Raw genomic sequence first — 18,734 nt, forward strand, 5'->3', positions numbered from 1 at the left:
TTCCGCATGACGCTTCCCGCCCTGTTGCGCCGCGCCGCTGCCGGCGCCCTGTTGCTCGGCTGCGCGGCCGCGCATGCCGACCTGAAGGTCGGCGTCGACCTGTCGTCGACCGGCCCGGCCGCCGCGATCGGCATCACCAGCAAGAACGCGATCCTGATGTGGCCGAAGACGATCGCCGGCCAGGCGGTGCAGCTGACGGTGCTCGACGATGCGTCCGATCCGGGCGCGGCCGTGCGCAATATCCGCAAGCTGGTCGACGAGGATCACGTCGACGTCGTGGTCGGGCCGAACATCACACCGGCCGCGCTTGCGGCGCTGGACGCGGTGGCCGCGTCGCAAACGCCGATGATCACGCTGGTCGGCTCGGGCGCGATCGTCGAGCCGCAGGAAGGCGCGCGCACCTGGGCGTTCAAGATGGCGCAGAGCGACAGCGCGATGGCCGACGTGATGACGCGCTACATGGCCAATCACGGCGTGAAGACGGTCGGCTTCATCGGCTTCGCGGACAGCTATGGCGACAGCTGGCTGAACGAGTTCACGCGCTTCGCCGAGATCCGCAAGATCCGCGTGATCGCGACCGAGCGCTTCAACCGGACCGACGCGAGCGTGACCGGGCAGGCGCTGAAGCTGATCGCGGCGAAGCCCGATGCCGTCCTGATCGCGGGCTCGGGCACGCCGGCCGTGCTGCCGCAGCGCACGCTGATCGAGCGCGGCTACAAGGGCGCGATCTACCAGACGCACGGAATCGCGACGCCGGAATTCATCCGGCTCGGCGGCAAGGACGTGGAAGGCACGCTGTTCCCGACGCAGCCGGTCGTCGTCGCCCGCACGTTGCCGGCCGACGACCCGGCGCGCAAGGCGGCGCTGGCGTTCGTCGATGCATATGAAGCGCGCTACGGCGCGGGCACGGTCACGCAGTTCGCGGGCGACGCGGCCGGCGTGTATCCGCGCCTCGCGGACGCGGTCGGCCGCGCGCTGAAGGCGGCGCAGCCGGGCACGCCGGCGTTCCGGACGGCGCTGCGGCGCGAACTCGAACGGGCGCACGAGCTGGTCGTGCCGAACGGCGTCGTCAACACGAGCGACAAGGACCACGTCGGACTCGATCAGCGCGCGAGCGTGATGGGGATCGTGAAACAGGGCCGGTTCGTCTACCTGAGCCGGTAACGGGCGGCGCGGCGCGCCGATGGCTTGCCCGACGCCCCATTTTCCGCCATAATCCGCGTTTCGCCGCGCAGCATCGCTGGTGCGGCAACGATCACAAGCCCAGGTGGTGAAATTGGTAGACGCAGGGGACTCAAAATCCCCCGCCGCAAGGCGTGCCGGTTCGATTCCGGCCCTGGGCACCATGACATAGTTCCGGGAAATTCCCGGAAGTCCCAAAACCCGCGACAGCACAAGGCTTCGCGGGTTTTTTCATTCCGGCAAAGTGCCGTGTGGTGCGTAGACAGCCGGGGGCAAGCGGGGGCAACATTGGGGGCAACCCATCCGAAATTGCCTTACCTGTCAGGAGTTGCCCCCGTGCCATTAACCGATACAGCCATCCGGAACGCCAAGCCTGCCGACAAGCCCGTGCGCCTGTTCGACGGAGGCGGCCTCTATCTGGAAATCGCCCCGAGCGGGGGCAAGTGGTGGCGCCTCAAGTACCGATTTGGGGGCAAGGAAAAGCGCTACTCGCTCGGCGTCTACCCGGAAGTTACATTGGCGACCGCACGGAAGAAGCGCGACGAAGCCCGTGAAAAGCTCGCTGCCGGCATCGATCCGGGTGAAGCAAAGAAGGCGGAAAAAAGAGCCAGCCTGCTCGCGGCCGCCCATTCGTTTGAGGTTGTCGCCCGTGGCTGGATGGCCGAGCGCAAGACGACCGTGGAGCCAGCGCAGCATGTCAAGACGCTCGCCCGCATGGAGAACGATGTATTCCCATGGCTCGGCAAGCGCCCTATCGCTGAAATCGACGCCCCGGAGATACTGGTCGTGCTGAAGCGCGTAGACGGGCGTGGAGCCAGATTTACCGCCCATCGCATCCGCAGCGAGATTAGCCGGGTATTCCGCTACGGCATCAAAGAGGGGCACTGCAAGGCCGATCCGGCCCGCGATCTGGTTGATGCAATCCCGCCCGCGCAGACAACACACTTTGCCTCAATCACCGAGCCGGAGAAAGTGGGCGAGATGCTTCGCGCGTTCGACGGCTTCACAGGCACGTTCCCGGTTCTCTGCGCGCTCAAGCTAGCCCCCATGCTGTTCGTTAGGCCGGGCGAGTTGCGGAAGGCAGAATGGGCGCAATTCGACCTCGACAAAGGCGAATGGCGCTATTTCGTCAACAAAACGAAAACGGATCACCTTGTTCCGCTGGCCGCGCAGGCTGTCACGATTTTGCGCGAGCTTCACGCCCTGACTGGCGAAGGCGTCTACGTGTTCCCTGGTGCTCGCGACCGAAATCGGCCGATGAGCGAGGCCGCTATCAATGCAGCCCTTCGTCGGCTCGGCTACGACACTCGCACCGAGATTACCGGTCACGGCTTCCGGGCAATGGCACGGACGATCCTGCATGAAGAGTTGGAGGAAAAGCCGGAAGTGATCGAGCACCAACTAGCGCATACCGTCCCTGACAGCCTGGGGCGGGCGTACAACCGAACGAAATTCATCAAGGCCCGACGTTCGATGATGCAACAGTGGGCGGACTACCTCGACAAGCTCAAAGCCGGTGCGGAAATCATTCCGATCGCGGCGGCAAGATAGATCCGTACCGCTGCGAGTATGACCCCCTTCCGTGCGTCTCCCACCAGTAAAACGGACACGGCCTAGGCATAGGGTAAGCCGTTGATTTGGCCCCTTATTATTATGTGCCCCCCTTGTTTCCGCCGTCAGTAGAGAAAAGACGCGGGTGTGAGCCCCCGCGTCTTTGCCCTAGACGCAGGGTCCCCCGCTTTCCGCCCGCCCCGACACTTGCGGCCGGCGCAACAATGCCCGATCGAGGCGCATCGCGGGCACCCCCCTCCAAAACACGCATCCGACGCCCGTCAAATCCCGGAGAGCCGCGCTCCGCTTGGCTTCGAGTTCGATGGCGTAGGTCGACGTCTCTCCGCTCAGCGCAAATCGAGTTGGAGATTTGGAGATAAACGCCTGAATCGGCCACAAAGCCTTATGGGGTAAGGCTTCGCGTGTCTCCAAACGATTTGGAGAACGCTGGAGATACTGGAGATAAACCGGGCTGGATTGTTACGGAGGCGGCAAGATTCGCGGCAGCCGCCGGCCCGGTTCCGTCTGGAGCGGATCGCTCAAAGTAACTTTGACGCGCGGGCCAAAATGCCGCGCAAAGGAATGCCCGCCACCGCCCTCCCGGACGGCGGCGGCGTCTTTCACAGCTCAAGCGTGAAGATCGACGGCAGCACGCGATAAACCATGAACTTGCCGTGACCGGGGATGTATTCCTGCCGGTACGGATAGCCGTCGCTACGCGGCATCAGCACGCCCCGCTTCATCAGTGCCTTGGCGACGATCTTGTGATCGAAGCCGGCGCACACGTCTTTGCGGAATACGGCCGCTTCGATCAGGTATTCCGTCTCGACGCTTTCCGCATCGTCGGCGCTCATCTTGCCGCCGAACTCGGCGTAATACTCGCGATCGGAGGCGATGGGCGTGCGGCGCTCGTCGCGCTTCACGTGCTGCTTGAAGCCCGCTCGATGCGGCACGTTCGGCCGATGGTCATCCTGCGCCCGGTTCATCCACACGAAACGGTTGTCTCCGTGTGCGGCGAGGAAATGCTGTACCTGCCGCACGGCTTCGGCCTCGTCCGAATTGCCCGTGCCGCCGCGCAGTTCGAGCCAGCCTTCGAAGCAGCGACGCGCGGCCTCGACCGCTTCGCCACGCGGCCAGCCGGTCAGCCCGTGCGCCGTTGCCAGCTCGCCGGCCACCGCAACGAGGCAGAACCGCTTAGCCACGCGTGCAACCTGCGAATGCGAGCCGTCCGGCACCCATTGCCGGACCAGCTCGTCGACGCGCATGCGCAGATGCTCGGCCAGCTCGCCGGCCTGCGACGACGCCCACTCGATGAACGCGGGGCCGGCCGTGCCGTAGTGCATGCCCGCGTGCCGCTCTAGATGCTCGATCAGCGCGGCCGGCGTCGGGAAGCCGTGCAGCTTCTCCACCACGCCCATTTCGCCCACCTCGGCCGGGATCGCGGGCAAGCGCACCTCGATACCGCCTTTCATAGGCTTGTTGCCCTCGGCCATCAGGGCGGACACGCTCTTTTCGCCGTTCGACAGGAACAGCAGCCGCCATGTGAGCACGGGCTTTGCCGAGCCGCTACGCGACGCGCGAGCCTTGCCCGACTCGTTCGCGAGCATGTAAATCACATCGCCGACCAAGCGCGGCTCGACCTGCCCGATTTCATCGAGGATCAGCAGCGCGTCGCTATGCTGCGTGGCCACGGCTTCGAGCGCGTTATCGGTCGCCTTCCAGCTCCGCACGTAGTCCGGCGAGCCAAACACGGATGCGGCGATGACGCCGCCCGTCGACTTGCCTTTCGACGTCGTGCCGAGCAGGTGAAAGCCGCCCGACTGAAGCCCGGAGAAGTGCAGCAACGGACCAGCGAAGGCGGTTGCGACGCAGAACAGCAGCCGGCTATTGCCGACGCAGTAGGCTGCAACCTCCCGTTGCCAGTCGTCCAGCGTGCCGCGCTCTTTGAACTGGCTCTGGATCGGCGTATCGGCCTGATAGATCAACGCCTCTTTGCCGGTGCCGATGACGCGATCGGGCAGCACGAACGCGCCGTGATGCCAGCCGACGCGCGGCACGCAGCGCACGCGCTCGTCCGGCTGCGCCATCTGCACATAGTTCGCGATCTGCGTGCGGGCGATCTGCGTCACGCCAAGCTTCACGCCCATATCGAGCAGCATGCGGCGCAGCTCCGTGCCGTCGCCGGCAAAGAGGCCGGCCGGCACCGCCCACCGTTTCAGGATGCCGTCGCGATCCGTGAATTCGAGCAGGTAGCCCCACTCGCTGTTCATCTCGTTTCGCGTCTCCGCAATCACGTCGATACGCGTGCTGACCCAGTGCGGCGGGAGCGGATCGCCCTGATTGTTGAAGCCGTGAAACCACACGCCCTTGTCGTCGACGACGAACCGCGACTTGCCGTCCTGCGCGCGGGCCGTTTTCGGGCGCTTGGCGGGCTTCGCGACGGCTGGAGCAGCCTTGCCCTTGTCGGCATCCGCCGAGCCGGCCGGTGCGAGCGCAGCACGCACGGCGGCGGCCACCGCATCCGGGCCGAGGTGTGCAGCCAGGTCGTTGAAGTCGGTGCCGGCCGGAGGACGGTTCGAGCCGAAGTCGGGCACGGCGACGATGCCGGCGACGGCCTCGGACGCCGCACGGGCCTTCGTCACGCCCGGATTGCCCTTCGTCGTGTGATCGTCGTCGGCGCACACGACGATGCGGGTGTCCGGATACTGGCCGCGCAGGGTCGTCGCGACCGCGTGCAGGTTGCCGGCGTCGAACGCGACAGCGGCCGGATAGCCCGTCGCGGCCGCGAGCGTCGCGCACGTGGCGTAACCCTCGCCAATCAGCAGCGTGGACGATACTGGACCGCCGATCAGCGAGAAGCAGCCCGCCTTGCGGCCGTTCGGCAGATAGCGTTTCTGGCCGTCCGTGAGGACGAACTCCAGCGTCCACAGCTTGCCGTCCGCGTCACGCGCCGGGATGACGAGGGCGCCGTCGCATGCGGCCGTGCCGATGCACAAGCCGCCGCGATAGACGCGCAGCGCGTCGGCGGGGATGCGCTTGCGAACGAGGTACGGATGATCGGCCGACGCAGGTTCGGCCGCCGACCAGATCGATTCAGCGAGTGCCGACGCGGCTTGCTGTTTCTCGGTCAGTTCGGCCAGCTCGGCCGCTTCGCGGGCCGCGCGATCGGCTTTCTGCCGCTCGCGCTCCGCAGGATCGACCGGCTTCGCTCGATGCGCACGCGGATCGAAGCCACCTTGTTTGGCAAGGTGAAACAGCGTGTTGATGGTGATCTTGCCGCCCTTGAACGACTTCCACACATCGCGCGCGTCCTTGCCGTTGTAGTTCTGCGCGCCTTGGCTCCATTCGTTCCAGAGGGCGAAGCCCTCCTCGCCGAACTCGGCCTTGAGCGCCATCCCCACCTGACTCCACGTGTCGCGGTCGTCGGGCGGAACATAGCCGAGCGCGACTCTCGCCCGCTCGAATTCGGACATGGGTGCGTTACTCATAGGTTCCCACTGGACGCGCGTCGGTCGGCTTCCGATTAGTAGTCCATATCGGGCAAGCAGCCACCCGACGCGCGAAGAATTGAATGATTCGACGATGCCTAGCGGCGCAGCGTCAGCCGGCCGCGCGAGGCACCGACAGAACCGCCCCGCCGGCCGTGACGTCGTTGCTGTAGACGTAGCGGCCGAGCCGCGACTCGCCAAGGGCATCGTTGGCCGCCTCCAGCGCCGCGCCGATCGACGGCAGGGACGCGCGGAACAGGCTCAGCACAAGCCAGTAGTCGTCGTCGGACATGGCTTTGTCGGCCGCCCAATGCAGGCTGTCCAGCAGCTCCATGGCGTCGCTGATGCGCGTGCCGATGCGGTTGCCGTCCGGCCGATTGACCTCGGCCACGAAGTGCGACGCGAGCGGTTGCATGGTTTTCTTGTTCGTCTTTGCCATGGCCGCCCCTCAGTGCGTCGTGCGCGGTTCGCGCGTGACGAGCCCGAGCGCCGCGAACAGGTGCTGTTGCACGCGCCCCATCAGGCCGGCCGCAAACGCTTGCCGGCTGATCGTCACGCGGTGCGCGTCGACGTCGCCTGCGTCCTGCATGGCGGCTTCCATGCCGCGCGCGAACGCGGCGGCTTGATGCGCCGCGTAGTCATGCAGCCGCACGTCGCCTTTCAGGTCGAGCCATGCGTCGGCGCAGATCGCGCCCAGGTCGACGGCGAATTGCAGCTCGATCGGAGCGCCGGTATCGAGTGGCGGTGCGTTGTCGAATCCGTCGACAACCGCGGTTCGGATGCGCCGGTCAGTCATGGCACACCTCCGGCTGCGCGGTACGGCGCATTTCGGCCGAATACCGGCTCGCGACGCTTTGCCCCATGTCGACGAGCGCGCGCTCGTAGGTGCCCTCCGCAAGATGCGAACGGACAGCATCGAACAAGGCTTCGAGCTGGGCGAACTGATGGGCCGCACACACGGCGATCATCGTGACTTCGTTCGGCAGGCGGTATTTAGACATGGCGCACCTCCAGAATCGACGCGAGGAGTTGCCCGACATCGATCGTGCAATCCAGCTCCGCTTCGCCGCGAATCGGCGTGAGGTTCCAGTCGTAGACGGCCGCGTGCATGAAGTCGCCAGACCGGCGACCGCAGACGCTACGCCCCGAGACGGGGCCGCCCAAGATCCGCACGCGCCAATCGTGATCGGGCGTCGGTCGAGCCGATGCCACCTCGACCAGCATGCCGATACGCGAGCGAGCATCGCACTTCGTGACGATCGCCAGATCGCCAATCTTGCAGCGCAGGTCAGCCATGACGCACCTCCGTACGGACGAGCGCGGCGATGGCCGCCAATGCTGCGCCGGTTGCATCGAGCGCGTCTTGATACGTGCTGGCGGTTGCTGCGTCGCGCAGTGCTGCGCGGACGATGGATTGAATGAGGTGGGATTGCTGCCCGGTACGGGCGTGCGTGGACTGGCGCATTGAATGCGACCTCCTTGGACGGGTTGAACCCGCTCCCCACTGCAAATTGGGGTGGGCGGGCAGACGGCAGGGTTTGCAGACCGGCGTCCAAGGGAACCGGCAGGCCGAAGCCTCCCCACCGTCGCCCACCCATTGATCGTAGAGGCGCGCGAAGGCACACGGACGTAAAAAAACCGCACTGCGGCGGTCGTCCGCCTTGGAACTGTCGGGCTGCAAATCCCGGTCGCTGTTGTCTCAGCGACGCGCACAGGATACCGCGCGATGCTGGACGACGCAAATCGCGAGGCCCACGCCGTATATTGCCTAGTGCAAAGCGACTTTGGGCGAGCATCAGGCGGCCTCCCCCTTGAGCACGGCGGTCGCCAGCTTGAGCTGTTCGATATCCAGTCGCGAGCTGCCCTGCGCCAGTGATTGGCCGAGCGCGACACCCCGCAGCAGGGCACTAACTTGCAAGCGGCGCGTCCCGTCCGTGCACTGCGCATCGATGTCGTTGTAAAGCGCACGATAGGCTTTCCGCAGCTGTCGATACTGCCGACGACGATAGTTCGCCGAATCCTGTTCAGCAGCGGCGATCGCCTGGACGAACTTCTCGCACGCGGTGCCAAGTTGCTTTGTCGTCAGATGCGGGGCTTCGAGCGCGAGCGTCGAGGCGAGCGTGACGGCGATCGCTACGAGCTTCCCGGCGTCATCGCCACGATTCCAGAAGCAACCCTCGATGTCATCGAGGATTCCTGCGAGCTTGCGGAGGCGGGCGTCGCGGCAACGCACGAACGCGGCGTCGCGCGCCGTGACGGCCGCGCCCATCGCGCGACCATACGGGCCGCCGCGATCGATCATAAGGGAGGGCGCGCTCATGCTTGCTCCCGCGTCGATTGGCGGGATTCGACCCAGTTCTGGACGTCTTGCGCGCGCCAGCCGACGCTCCTGGCCCCTAACTGGACCGGCGCTGGAAACTTGCCTTCACGAATCCAGCGATACAGCGTCGTTTTCTTGACGCCGACGCAATCCAGCACACCAATAAGTCGAAGAATCTTAAGAGCCATTTTCTGTTCAGAAATGGCCTGTTCCGCAAGAAGGAGGAAAGCGGCGGCAATAAACCACGCCGTACTATCAAAGTACGGGCACAATGAAGTTCGGGGGAGACGCGCAAAGTAACTTTGCAAAGTTACTTTGCACGGCGCGCCGCGCGCGGTATCATTCGTCCTAACAAGAGCTATGCGTTTCCTAGGCGCGGTGGCTCTTGTGGTTCCTCCAATTATGGAACAGGCAGCCAAGCCAAAAATCGCCGGCGGGATGTGTTGGTAGCACACCCCCGGCACCCTCTCGTCAGCGCGACGAAATATGCTCAACGATTGAGCATTCCCCGCCTTTTTCATTGCATCGCCCACAGATTCCTAGAACCGTGTTCGATTAGGTGCTAACAAGTACCGCAATTATATCGAAAGGTCTGCCCCCACAAAAGATTTGTCTCGGATTATCTAAGACCGTAATACGTGGTGTCACTGTTCGACTACAAGCGGTCTGTCGTGATTGTGGACCACGTATTCGCTTTAGTCCTGATTGCGATCATTTAGCTCGACATATACGGGAGTGATCACATAGCTTCAAAAAGTGCCATTCGTGGCCGGCAGCTATGTCACTCCTGTCGCACGGGCCGCAAGCGCGCGGCCCGCGTATCCGGCGCTTACAGCATCGCCCCAAGTCTGCGGAACCACCCCTCAACCTCTCGTGCGGGATCCCTTTCGGCCAGCCGCTCCGCAGTCATCATGGGAAATGCCTTATCCGCGAGGCGTAGCTTTGCTTTTTCATCGCCCATAACCCCATCGTACTGTTGCTTCGCAGAGAAGGCTTCAGCGAAAATCTTCGGGACAGACTTCCCGTCGGCGCCGGGCTGATCGACGACGACAATCTCGACGCCAAAAGCATCCTTGATCGCGTCCGCATGCAGATAGCATTCGATCTCGTGCTTGTTCGTTTGCACGGCCCAGGAGCCATCCGTGCGCAGGTTTACCTCAGCGACAGATTCCGCATACTTGGCCACGTCGCTGTCGTAGATATGGACCTCGGGACGATTGAGCGACCGGAGATAATGTTGTGTGACCCAATGCTTGAGCGTTGAGCCACCGAGCAATACGAAGGCAACTCGGTCATCCGAAGCTAGGTTCGGCAGGGTTGGGTCGGTCGAATGTAACGCCCGACTGAGAGATTTAAAGGCGGCCACGTCTGTCGGTCCTTCGACGCAAAGTAGGACTTTGACACGACTATCCGGCACGACACCGAGCGTTTCAGCCACCTGCCCGAATACGTCTGCGCCCTCCAGGATCACGGGTTGAAGAGCCGCGTCTCGCGTTACAAACCTGATACTGGCGGTAGGCAGATCCGACGCGAAGCCGGGGCTGTGCGTCGTGAGCAAAACCTGACATCCGGGCTCCAAAGCCAACGTCTTGAATGACTCTATAAGGATGCGTTGGTTGTTCGGGTGCTGCGCCGTCTCGGGCTCCTCGATCGCGTAAATGATGCTCCTGCTGGTGCCGGCCTTCAACCTGCGCTCCGCTTCCGCCTTGAAAAAGGCAACCAAGACAAGGCGACGGACGCCGCTGCCGCGCTTGTTTAGCGGAATACCGTCGTCGGTGTCCATGCCGACCGAAAACAACCCGGTCCACTTGGCTGCAGTCGGTGGCATGAATTGCGGCGTCAGCTCCTTGGCAAGGTTGGGGTCGATCGTCTTCAAAGCTTCGTGAGTGATCTTCGCAATTAACTCGGCTTTCTCGCGAACCTTTTCCTGAATCCGGTTGATGTCGTCCTGCACTTCGGCGATGGCGGCTGCCACTGCTGCCCTCATTGGATTTTGTACCTCCCCGTCAGAATCGCGGCTGCTCCGATCGCTCTGAAACAGCGCATACATCGGCAAGTAGTTTTCGAGCTGATCCCAGATCCGCTTGCTATCCTCCTTCGGCTTGGTGACAGGAAGAGCCACTTCCTGCAGTTCGAGGTCTTTCGCCGCCGCCCACAAGGCCCGCCGCATACCTGGATTCCCTTTAAGCGCGGCATCGAGCTTCTGGTCTTTTACAAGCTTTTGAAGATCCTTTTCCTTCAGATCAAGAAGGTCTGCAACCCCGGTTGCCGTCGGGTGATTCGCAAGGATATACACTTCGGCGGACGGCGTCTTCTTGCTGCAATCGAATACCTTTTGGATCTTCAGGGTGCCCCTGGCAGAGAGAAGGTATTCTGCTGCTAGAGTCGTCTCTGCCCCTGCGTCGAGGCTCAACTGGGATGGCAAATCAGAAAATTCGCAGGTGATAGAAACCAGGGGGGCGCCGCTGTAGATGTTCGCGTCACCCTGTTCTATCTTGACAGTTTCGTTGTTGAAGAAGATCTCCAGCGCCTCGAGGACCGAGGACTTTCCTATGTCATTTTTCCCAACAAAAGTCGTCAGGTCCGCCATAGATACCGTGGTCTCTTCACGGTAGCAACGGAAGTTTTTTATCGAAACAGATTCCAGTCTCATCTCGCCCTCCTTATTTGTAGCCCGACAGTTCGAGCCGTCAAATATTACTCTGAGGTGGACGGCGGACCTCTGAGCGCAGCGAACAGAGTCTTGGCCGACGGTTGCCGGCAAAAAACACGCCTTCGCGGCCCAGTTCGAGGAGTGGTCACGTGGGATCCGAGAGCGGCGCGTAACGAGCATCCATATTCAATGCCGTATATTCCACAGCCGTGGATAACCACTTCGACAACGGGTTATCAGATAACGCATGGAACGGCTGGAGTTGCGGTCACGCAGAGGTGGGGGGAATTACAATGCAGCTCATAACGCCGCCCGAACAGGATCATTCAAACACTACATGGCGATCGCGGAGTGGGCGCACCAAGACCTCAATCGACAAACGAAAGTCCTGGTGGCGCCAACGCTCAAGTTCGTGCGGTCGACGTCGTAGGTATCGTCTATAGCAACCGGAACCACCGAACGCCCGCATCAAGCCAACGCTATGAGCCACTTTGACGAGCTACCGCGTCGTGACGGTAATCACGAGATCGAAGACGAGGCGATTGCCGCCTTCCAGATGCGGCTCACCGATAGTGGCGCTTTCATCCTTCAGGCGCAGGACCGCAAGGACTACGGAACGGACTGTCAGATCGAGGTGGTGGCTGATGGGCATGCCACCAACGCCCGGGTACACGTCCAGCTAAAGGGCACTGAGAGTGCGTTGAACGCTGACGGCTCGCTCAGTGTCGAAGTTCGCCGCACGAACCTCAACTATCTGCTTATGCAGCCCTACAGCGTTTACGTTGCCTATCACGCACCGACAGGTTCCTTACGCATTCGCACGGCAGAAAGTGTTGCCCGTCAATATGAGCATAGCGGGAAAAACTGGACCGACCAGCGGTCGCTGACTGTCTCTTTCGTTGAGGAGCTGTCGATTGAGCGCCTTGGCCGGCTCGCGGCTCTCGCCCGTGCCGGGGCAAAGTCATCACGCGATCGGCGCGTAGGCCAAGTCGGGGTGGCCGCCGCCGACCTATCCAATCACGTTCTGGGGTCGCCGCGTGATATTCACGTTCCCCAGGAGACGGCCCTGGCGCGCGAGCTTCTCGTACAACTCTACGAGAAGAACGCCGACGAGGAGATTAGCGCCGGCTTCGCCAAGTTCGCGGCCGTTTTCGGCGTTGGCAGTGACGAAATGGGCGTTTGCTACATGGCCGAAATCAACCTCGGCATGGATGGCATGAGCCGGCACCCAGAGAGAATCGAGGAAGCCATCAGTTTTTTTCGGATCAGGCTTGCAGATGATCGTTATCAAATCGGCGACCTGCACTACACGATCGGAAACGCCTTCCATGCTCTCGGTAACGAGCAAGAAGCAAAGCGGGCTTTCGAAGCCGCGCTCGCCGATCCTGCGCTCGCTGCCACTTCCGAACTAGCAGCTCAGATCCACAAAAACCTCGGCTCCAGTTGCGCCGTGCTTGGCGACGATGGGCAGGCGGTGGCTCACTACCGCGAAGCTTTGCGGTTGAATCCCGATCTTGCGGAGGCCCACAACTCCCTGGGCACCCACTACGTTCGTTTGGGCAAGTACGAGGACGCTTTGCGTCATCTCGACCGAGTCGTCTTCTCGGATCAAAAGCAGGGCAGGACTTCTGCGGTCGTCGGCTGGCGCGCCAACGTTCTTTTCAATCTCGGCGACGGCCGTGCTGCGTTTCGCGAGATCAACGGCCTGGTAGCTCAGGCTGACCGCTTCCGTTGGATTTGGCCGTGGTGTTCCCGTCTGGTCACGGCCTTCGGACGCGCGAATGTGGACAACGCCCGTCAGGCTTTGCCCTTCTGGCAACGCTACGTGAGGGCGAACCCTGAGGATCCCGCCGGAAATTGGGAACTTCTCATGACAACGTTCTATCTGCGCGGCCGAGGAGAGGATGTCTCGAAAACCTATAGTGAATTCCGCGAGGAATTCGATAGGCACATCGCCCACATCGACCCCGACGATGCCGCGCTGCCTTGGGATCGTCTGGGCCACTGGGCGCAGGACGACCAGGACTGGGCGGAGGCGGAGCGCTGCTTTCGCAAGGCGTATGAATTGGCGGGCGGCGAATACGGCTATTGCATGGCGATTGCCCTCATGGAATTGGGGCGGTTCGATGAGAGCGTGCCGCTCCTGCTGGAACAGGCTCAGACCATTCAACCGGATGCCAAGAGCTGGTTTCAGCTGGCTGCAGCTTACGCCTCCCTTAGCAGGTGGTCAGAGGCGATTGACGCCTACGAGAGGACGCTTGGGCTCGACCCAGACGATGCCGTGGCGATGTTCGACCTTGGCGGTGCCCACTGGAATAGTGGTGATGCAGCGACGGCGCTGGACATTTGGACGGCTGCGATAGAACGTTTCCCTAACCATGAACTCAGCGCCAAGCTTAAGCGCGATTTCCCGTCGTTGTTTAGTGATCCGGATACCGACCAACCCGCCGATGGCACTCGGTAGAGGTTCGGGTCTGTCCCAGCGACCGACCGGAAGGCAATCGGCCTCCAATCAAATGCGCCCGTCCAAAACCGATCCCTTTCGGACAACCCCTTTCCGCCCTGTCCAAAAATAAGGGTTGAAGTATTTTGGACAGGCGTCTATATTCGGACATCTATTTCGTACAGATTGAGTGCCCGATATGTCCCGAACCTTCGCTTATGCCCGCGTCAGCACGTCCGACCAGACCACCGCGAACCAGTTACGCGAGATCGAGGCGGCCGGCTTCTCCGTCGACAAGCGCCGCGTCGTATCGGAAAGCATCTCAGGGAGCGTGAGCGCCGATCAGCGGCCGGGCTTCGAAAAGTTACTTGACCGGATGGAAGAAGGCGATGTGCTGATCGTGACGAAGCTCGATCGGCTCGGCCGCAATGCAATGGACGTGCGGGCCACGGTCGAGGGTTTGGCCGAGCGCGGTATCCGGGTTCATTGTCTCGCCTTGGGCGGCGTCGATCTGACGAGTGCGGCCGGCCGGATGACGATGCAGGTGTTGAACGCGGTGGCCGAGTTCGAACGCGATCTGCTGATCGAACGAACGCATGCCGGCATCGCTCGCGCTAAGGCAGAAGGCAAGACGATGGGACGGCCGTCCGCCCTGTCGGACCAACAGCGGGCGGAGGTGCTGCGCGAGCTGGATGCGGGGGCGAGCGTGGCCGCGCTCGCCCGACAATTCGGCACGAGCCGCCAGACAATCATGCGGGTACGCGACGCGGCGTAACGCCTCTCCTACCAAATTCACTTTTCACGGGCCGCAAGGCCCGTTTCTGTTTCTGCGCGCGGAGGAGTGGCGGCACGGGAGATTCTTTGCGCGCAGCGTCCCAGACGGCGGGCCAATTCCCGAGCTGGTCGACGTGGCTCGATGCATTCGACGCTTATCTCCAAACTTATCTCCAGAAAAATAGGTGTGTTGGAGATACACTTGGAGATAACCAAAGCCCCGCCAGATAAGGCAGACAGGCCGAGTTGAGCCGTTATCTCCAACTCTCCAGAAAATTTCGCATCTGGCGAGGCAAGAATGGACCTTGATCTCTTCGTATAGTGGCTGCGCCGGCAGCGCGGGGGCAACTCCGGGGGCAACTCCACAACACCCTCCAAGCAATCCCCTTACAGCACGGGCCTTACAGCGAATAATTTCATTCCGGCCCTGGCACCAGTCTTTCGCAGCGTCGTGCGCTGCGTCTGTCGACACCCGCGCAAGCTCGCCGCTTCGCGGGTTTTTTGTTGGTGCCGCGCGTTCCGCAGCGCATCGGCTAACCGGCGGCGGCCAGCCGCCCGGTGCGCTCAGACCATCAGCTCGCGGACGAAGTCCAGAAACACCCTCACCTTCGCCGAAACGAGATTCGACGCATGGTGATACGCGTAAAGCGGGAAAGTCTCGTCCGCCCACTCGGGCAACAACTGCACCAACCTTCCATCGGCCAGGACGTCCCGCGCATAGAGTTCGAGCAGTTGCGCAATGCCGACGCCGCCCAGGCACGCGCCGAGCAGTCCGCCCGTATCGTTCACCGTCAGCCTGCCGGCGGCGTCGACCGGCACGACTTCGTTGCCGCGATGAAACTCCCATTCATACGGCCGCCCGGTCACCGGATCGCGGATCAGCACGCACCGGTGACCGTCAGCGAGATCCCGCGGGTGCAGCGGTTCGCCATGACGCGCGATGTAGGCCGCCGACGCGCACGTCAGCACGCGCGTCTCGAGCAGCAATCGCGCGCGATATGACGACGGCTCCGGGATGCCGAAGCGCACGGCCACGTCGAAGCCGTCCGCGACGAGGTCGCCCATCCGGTCGCGCACACTGATCTCGACCGACAGCTCCGGATAACGATCGAGAAATTCCGCCATCCGCGGCGCCAGCACGTAGTGGCCGAACGTGCCGTCCACGTTGACCCGCAGCCGCCCTCTCACGCGCGCCTTCGACTGGCCGGCGTCGAGCGCCGCCTCCTCAATGCCGGCCAGCAGCGGCGCGACCGTCTCGTAGAAGCGCCGCCCTTCGTCGGTCAGCGTGATCGCACGCGCCGTCCGGTTGAAGATCCGGATCCCGACGCGCTCCTCCAGCCGCGCCACCGCACGGCTCACCGCCGGCTGCGTCAACCCCATCGCCTCGCCCGCCCGCGCGAAGGTACCCGCCTCGATCACCGCGGAGAGCACGCCGATACCGCTGAGCAATCTGCTGTCGAATCCCATGAGACATACTTTCAGTCATTCATTGACTGATCATTATTCATTATTTTTATTTATCGAGGAAGCCTACAGTGGTCCTGTCGCCGGATCGAACGGCACTCATCCACTCGACAGGAGCAGAACATGAGCACATCGGACCAGGTCGCCATCGTCACAGGTTCGTCGCGCGGCATCGGCGCGGAAATCGCGCGCCAACTCGCCCGGGACGGCTTCCGGGTCGTCGTCGACTATGCCGGGAGCGCCGGCCCGGCCCGCGAAGTGGTCGACGCGATCATCGCCGACGACGGTCAGGCGATCGCCGTGCAGGCGAACGTCGCCGATCCGGCCGCCGTCACCGCGCTGTTCGACGCGGCCCGCGATGCCTTCGGCGGGATCGACGTGGTGGTGAACTCAGCGGGCGTGATGAAGCTCGCGGCGATCGCCGAGTTCGACGACGCGGTGTTCGACGACACGTTCGCGATCAACGTGAAGGGCACGTTCAACGTATGCCGCGCGGCAGCGCAGCGCGTGCGCGACGGCGGCCGGATCGTCAACCTGTCGACCAGCGTGATCGGGATGCGCATGCCGACCTACGGGCTGTACGTCGCGAGCAAGGCGGCGGTCGAAAGCATGACGCAGGTGCTCGCCCAGGAAATGCGCGGGCGCGGCATCCGCGTGAACGCCGTCGCGCCGGGACCGGTCGCGACCGAGTTGTTCCTGCAGGGCAAGAGCCCCGAACTTATCGATCGGCTCGCGAAGCTGAACCCGCTCGAGCGGCTCGGCCAGCCCGACGACATCGCGCGCGTCGTCGCGTTCCTCGCCGGCCCGGACGGCGCGTGGATCAACGGCCAGATCCTGCGCGCCAACGGCGGCATGTGCTGACGGACCGCTCGCCGCCCCCTCATCTTTCCGCCAGGAGATTGCTCATGAAGGAAGTCGTCCTCGTCACCGGCGCGTCCAGCGGCTTCGGCTTGCTGACGGCCCAGGCGCTCGCCCGCGCCGGTCACACGGTCTACGCCTCGATGCGCGAGAGCGCCGGGCGCAATGCACCGCGCGTCGCCGCCGTCGCCGCCTATGCGCAACAACACGGCGTCGATCTGCGCAGCGTCGAACTCGACGTCGGCGACGACGCATCGGTCGACGCCGCCATCGATCGCGTGATCGCCGACAACGGCCGCCTGGACATCGTCGTCCACAACGCCGGTCACATGGTGTTCGGGCCGGCCGAAGCGTTCACGCCCGAACAGCTGGCGCAGCTCTACGACGTCAACGTCGTGTCGACCCAGCGCGTGAACCGCGCGGCGCTGCCGCACCTACGCCGCCAGCGCCGTGGCCTGCTCGTGTGGGTGTCGTCCTCGTCGGCGCGCGGCGGCACCCCGCCGTTCCTCGCGCCCTACTTCGCCGCGAAAGCCGCGATGGACTCGCTCGCGGTGTCCTACGCGGCCGAGCTCGCCCGCTGGGGCATCGAAACGTCGATCGTCGTGCCGGGCGCGTTCACCCGGGGCACGAATCACTTCCTCCATGCGGGCAAGCCGGCCGATACCGTCGTGCAGGCCGCCTACGACGGCGGGCCGTACGCGGGTGTCGCCGATCAGGCGTTGAAGGGCCTCGCCGCGCTCGAACCGGCCGACGCCGACGCCGACGCCGTCGCCACGGCCATTGCCGAACTCGTCGCGGCGCCGGCCGGCAAGCGCCCCTACCGCGTGTTCGTCGACCCGTCGCAGGACGGCGCCGAGGAAGTGTTCCGCGTCGGCGATCGCATCCGCCGCGAGATGTTCAGGAACATCGGGCTCGCCGATCTGCTCGCGCCGCGCGTCGGCGGCTGATCCTTCGCGCGCCGGGCCGGCCGGCACCGTGCTGCTGGCGCGCGCGACACGCCGTACGCGTACGCGCGCAACATGGTCGGCATGGAGCGCGAAGTGCGCGCGCGGCTGCGCGCCGCGTCGATCTTGCCGAGCAGCCACTGCATGCCGGCCAGATGCCGCCGGTCGTGGCGGCACAGGTAGTGGACGAGCCCGCGCACGGTCAGCGAACCGCAGCCGTCGAACTCGCCGTACGCTCGAACTGAACGAACGGGCGCCGCGCGGCGTTCCGGCAGCTTACCGACGCATGCGCGTTCATGCCGTCCCTGCGCCGCCGCTTGGTAGAATGCGCGCGCTATGGACCTCGAAAGCATTCTCTACACGCAGGGCTTCGGCTCGCGCCGCCAGTGCCGCGGCCTGATCGAATCGGGCCGCGTCACCGTCGCGGGCGCGAGCGCGACCGACCCGGACGCAGCCTTCGACACGGACGGCCTCGTGTTCACGCTCGACGGCACCGCGTGGCCGTATCACGCGCGCGCCTATCTCGCGCTGAACAAGCCGGCCGGCTACGAATGCTCGCGCGACCCGCAACACCACGCGAGCGTGTTCAGCCTGCTGCCCGCGCCGCTCCTCGCGCGCGGCGTGCAGTGCGTCGGCCGCCTCGACCAGGACACGACCGGCCTGCTGCTGCTGTCCGACGACGGCCAGTTCGTGCATGCGTACACGTCGCCGAAGCGCAAGGTGCCGAAGACCTACGTCGCGACCGTGCGTCATCCGCTCGACGAAACCCAGTTGAACGCGCTGCGCAGCGGCGTCCAACTGCACGGCGAGCCGAAGCCGATCGCGGCAGTCGCGGCGGTCGCACGCGATACCCACACGCTCGCGCTGACCGTCCTCGAAGGCAAATACCATCAGGTCAAGCGGATGGTGGCGGCCGCCAGCAACCGCGTCGAGGCGCTGCACCGCGAGCGTATCGGCGGTTTCGCGCTGCCGGCCGGGCTGGCGCCCGGTAGCTGGTGCTGGCTCGCAGAGGCTGAGCTGGCAGCGCTGCGCAATCCGGTCGAAACCCTGTAAGGGA

General features: G+C 63.8%; 17 protein-coding genes, 1 tRNA gene and 1 pseudogene. 8 read left to right on the top strand and 11 right to left on the bottom strand.

The genetic code is table 11. The features are described from left to right. Window positions 1-6: 6 nt before the first annotated feature. The 3 genes from C3Y15_RS07600 (at window position 7) to C3Y15_RS07610 (ending at window position 2,733) form a co-directional block, all read left to right on the top strand. The gene (locus C3Y15_RS07600) at window positions 7-1,164 is read left to right on the top strand and encodes an ABC transporter substrate-binding protein (protein WP_059460514.1); all 1,158 of its coding nucleotides are present in this window, start codon (window positions 7-9) and stop codon (window positions 1,162-1,164) included. Window positions 1,165-1,261: 97 nt separating this feature from the next. Beyond that, window positions 1,262-1,346, top strand: a tRNA-Leu gene (locus C3Y15_RS07605). 172 nt (window positions 1,347-1,518) lie between these two features. Continuing rightward, window positions 1,519-2,733, top strand: coding sequence for an integrase arm-type DNA-binding domain-containing protein (locus C3Y15_RS07610; RefSeq protein WP_124259763.1), 1,215 nt, complete (start codon window positions 1,519-1,521; stop codon window positions 2,731-2,733). Between the two features lie 620 nt (window positions 2,734-3,353). On the opposite strand, the gene C3Y15_RS07615 is transcribed toward C3Y15_RS07610, so the two are convergent. The 9 genes from C3Y15_RS07615 to C3Y15_RS07660 form a co-directional block, all read right to left on the bottom strand. Beyond that, window positions 3,354-6,206, bottom strand: coding sequence for a DUF927 domain-containing protein (locus tag C3Y15_RS07615; RefSeq protein ID WP_166677045.1), 2,853 nt, complete (start codon window positions 6,204-6,206; stop codon window positions 3,354-3,356). A 127-nt stretch (window positions 6,207-6,333) separates the two neighbouring features. Continuing rightward, window positions 6,334-6,660 (bottom strand): hypothetical protein, encoded by a 327-nt coding sequence (locus C3Y15_RS07620; protein ID WP_085504166.1) that lies wholly within the window; start codon window positions 6,658-6,660, stop codon window positions 6,334-6,336. 9 nt (window positions 6,661-6,669) lie between these two features. Then, the gene (locus C3Y15_RS07625) at window positions 6,670-7,017 is read right to left on the bottom strand and encodes a hypothetical protein (protein WP_119637671.1); all 348 of its coding nucleotides are present in this window, start codon (window positions 7,015-7,017) and stop codon (window positions 6,670-6,672) included. Next, complete coding sequence (locus C3Y15_RS07630; protein ID WP_006758151.1) at window positions 7,010-7,222, bottom strand: hypothetical protein; 213 nt, start codon at window positions 7,220-7,222, stop codon at window positions 7,010-7,012. Before C3Y15_RS07630 ends, C3Y15_RS07625 begins: the two co-directional genes overlap by 8 nt. After that, window positions 7,215-7,517 (bottom strand): hypothetical protein, encoded by a 303-nt coding sequence (locus tag C3Y15_RS07635; protein WP_124259767.1) that lies wholly within the window; start codon window positions 7,515-7,517, stop codon window positions 7,215-7,217. The genes C3Y15_RS07630 and C3Y15_RS07635 overlap by 8 nt, the downstream gene beginning before the upstream one ends. Continuing rightward, the gene (locus C3Y15_RS07640) at window positions 7,510-7,686 is read right to left on the bottom strand and encodes a hypothetical protein (RefSeq protein WP_122836041.1); all 177 of its coding nucleotides are present in this window, start codon (window positions 7,684-7,686) and stop codon (window positions 7,510-7,512) included. Before C3Y15_RS07640 ends, C3Y15_RS07635 begins: the two co-directional genes overlap by 8 nt. Window positions 7,687-8,016: 330 nt before the next feature. Then, window positions 8,017-8,541 (bottom strand): hypothetical protein, encoded by a 525-nt coding sequence (locus C3Y15_RS07650; protein WP_085509506.1) that lies wholly within the window; start codon window positions 8,539-8,541, stop codon window positions 8,017-8,019. After that, on the bottom strand, window positions 8,538-8,813 hold the full coding sequence (locus C3Y15_RS07655) for an AlpA family phage regulatory protein (protein WP_243860197.1): 276 nt from the start codon (window positions 8,811-8,813) through the stop codon (window positions 8,538-8,540). The genes C3Y15_RS07650 and C3Y15_RS07655 overlap by 4 nt, the downstream gene beginning before the upstream one ends. Window positions 8,814-9,370: 557 nt before the next feature. Beyond that, on the bottom strand, window positions 9,371-11,194 hold the full coding sequence (locus C3Y15_RS07660) for an ATP-binding protein (RefSeq protein WP_076891693.1): 1,824 nt from the start codon (window positions 11,192-11,194) through the stop codon (window positions 9,371-9,373). Window positions 11,195-11,675: 481 nt separating this feature from the next. Between C3Y15_RS07660 and C3Y15_RS07665 the strand changes: the two genes are divergently transcribed. Together C3Y15_RS07665 and C3Y15_RS07670 are read left to right on the top strand one after the other, a co-directional pair. Further along, window positions 11,676-13,658 carry a tetratricopeptide repeat protein gene (locus C3Y15_RS07665; RefSeq protein WP_124259761.1) on the top strand — a complete coding sequence of 661 codons (1,983 nt, stop codon included), beginning with the start codon at window positions 11,676-11,678 and terminating at the stop codon, window positions 13,656-13,658. Between the two features lie 178 nt (window positions 13,659-13,836). Beyond that, window positions 13,837-14,412 (top strand): recombinase family protein, encoded by a 576-nt coding sequence (locus C3Y15_RS07670; RefSeq protein ID WP_124259760.1) that lies wholly within the window; start codon window positions 13,837-13,839, stop codon window positions 14,410-14,412. 563 nt (window positions 14,413-14,975) lie between these two features. Here the strand turns inward: C3Y15_RS07670 and C3Y15_RS07675 are convergent. Next, on the bottom strand, window positions 14,976-15,878 hold the full coding sequence (locus tag C3Y15_RS07675) for a LysR family transcriptional regulator (protein ID WP_011885748.1): 903 nt from the start codon (window positions 15,876-15,878) through the stop codon (window positions 14,976-14,978). A 120-nt stretch (window positions 15,879-15,998) separates the two neighbouring features. Here C3Y15_RS07675 and C3Y15_RS07680 point away from each other — a divergent pair, with 120 nt between their 5' ends. Both C3Y15_RS07680 and C3Y15_RS07685 read left to right on the top strand, forming a co-directional pair. Then, complete coding sequence (locus C3Y15_RS07680; protein WP_059460513.1) at window positions 15,999-16,736, top strand: SDR family oxidoreductase; 738 nt, start codon at window positions 15,999-16,001, stop codon at window positions 16,734-16,736. A gap of 44 nt (window positions 16,737-16,780) precedes the next feature. After that, on the top strand, window positions 16,781-17,680 hold the full coding sequence (locus C3Y15_RS07685; RefSeq protein ID WP_059460512.1) for an SDR family oxidoreductase: 900 nt from the start codon (window positions 16,781-16,783) through the stop codon (window positions 17,678-17,680). Window positions 17,681-17,790: 110 nt separating this feature from the next. On the opposite strand, the pseudogene C3Y15_RS07690 reads toward C3Y15_RS07685, so the two are convergent. Then, a pseudogene (locus C3Y15_RS07690) lies at window positions 17,791-17,907 on the bottom strand (DinB family protein); the annotation flags it as partial. A gap of 106 nt (window positions 17,908-18,013) precedes the next feature. On the opposite strand from C3Y15_RS07690, the gene C3Y15_RS07695 reads away from it, so the two are divergent. Next, a complete protein-coding gene (locus tag C3Y15_RS07695; protein WP_011885751.1) occupies window positions 18,014-18,730 on the top strand; it encodes a 16S rRNA pseudouridine(516) synthase in 717 nt (238 codons plus the stop codon). Window positions 18,731-18,734 lie beyond the last annotated feature (4 nt).

Source organism: Burkholderia sp. B10 (assembly GCF_004368385.1).
GTDB classification, from domain to species: domain Bacteria; phylum Pseudomonadota; class Gammaproteobacteria; order Burkholderiales; family Burkholderiaceae; genus Burkholderia; species Burkholderia vietnamiensis.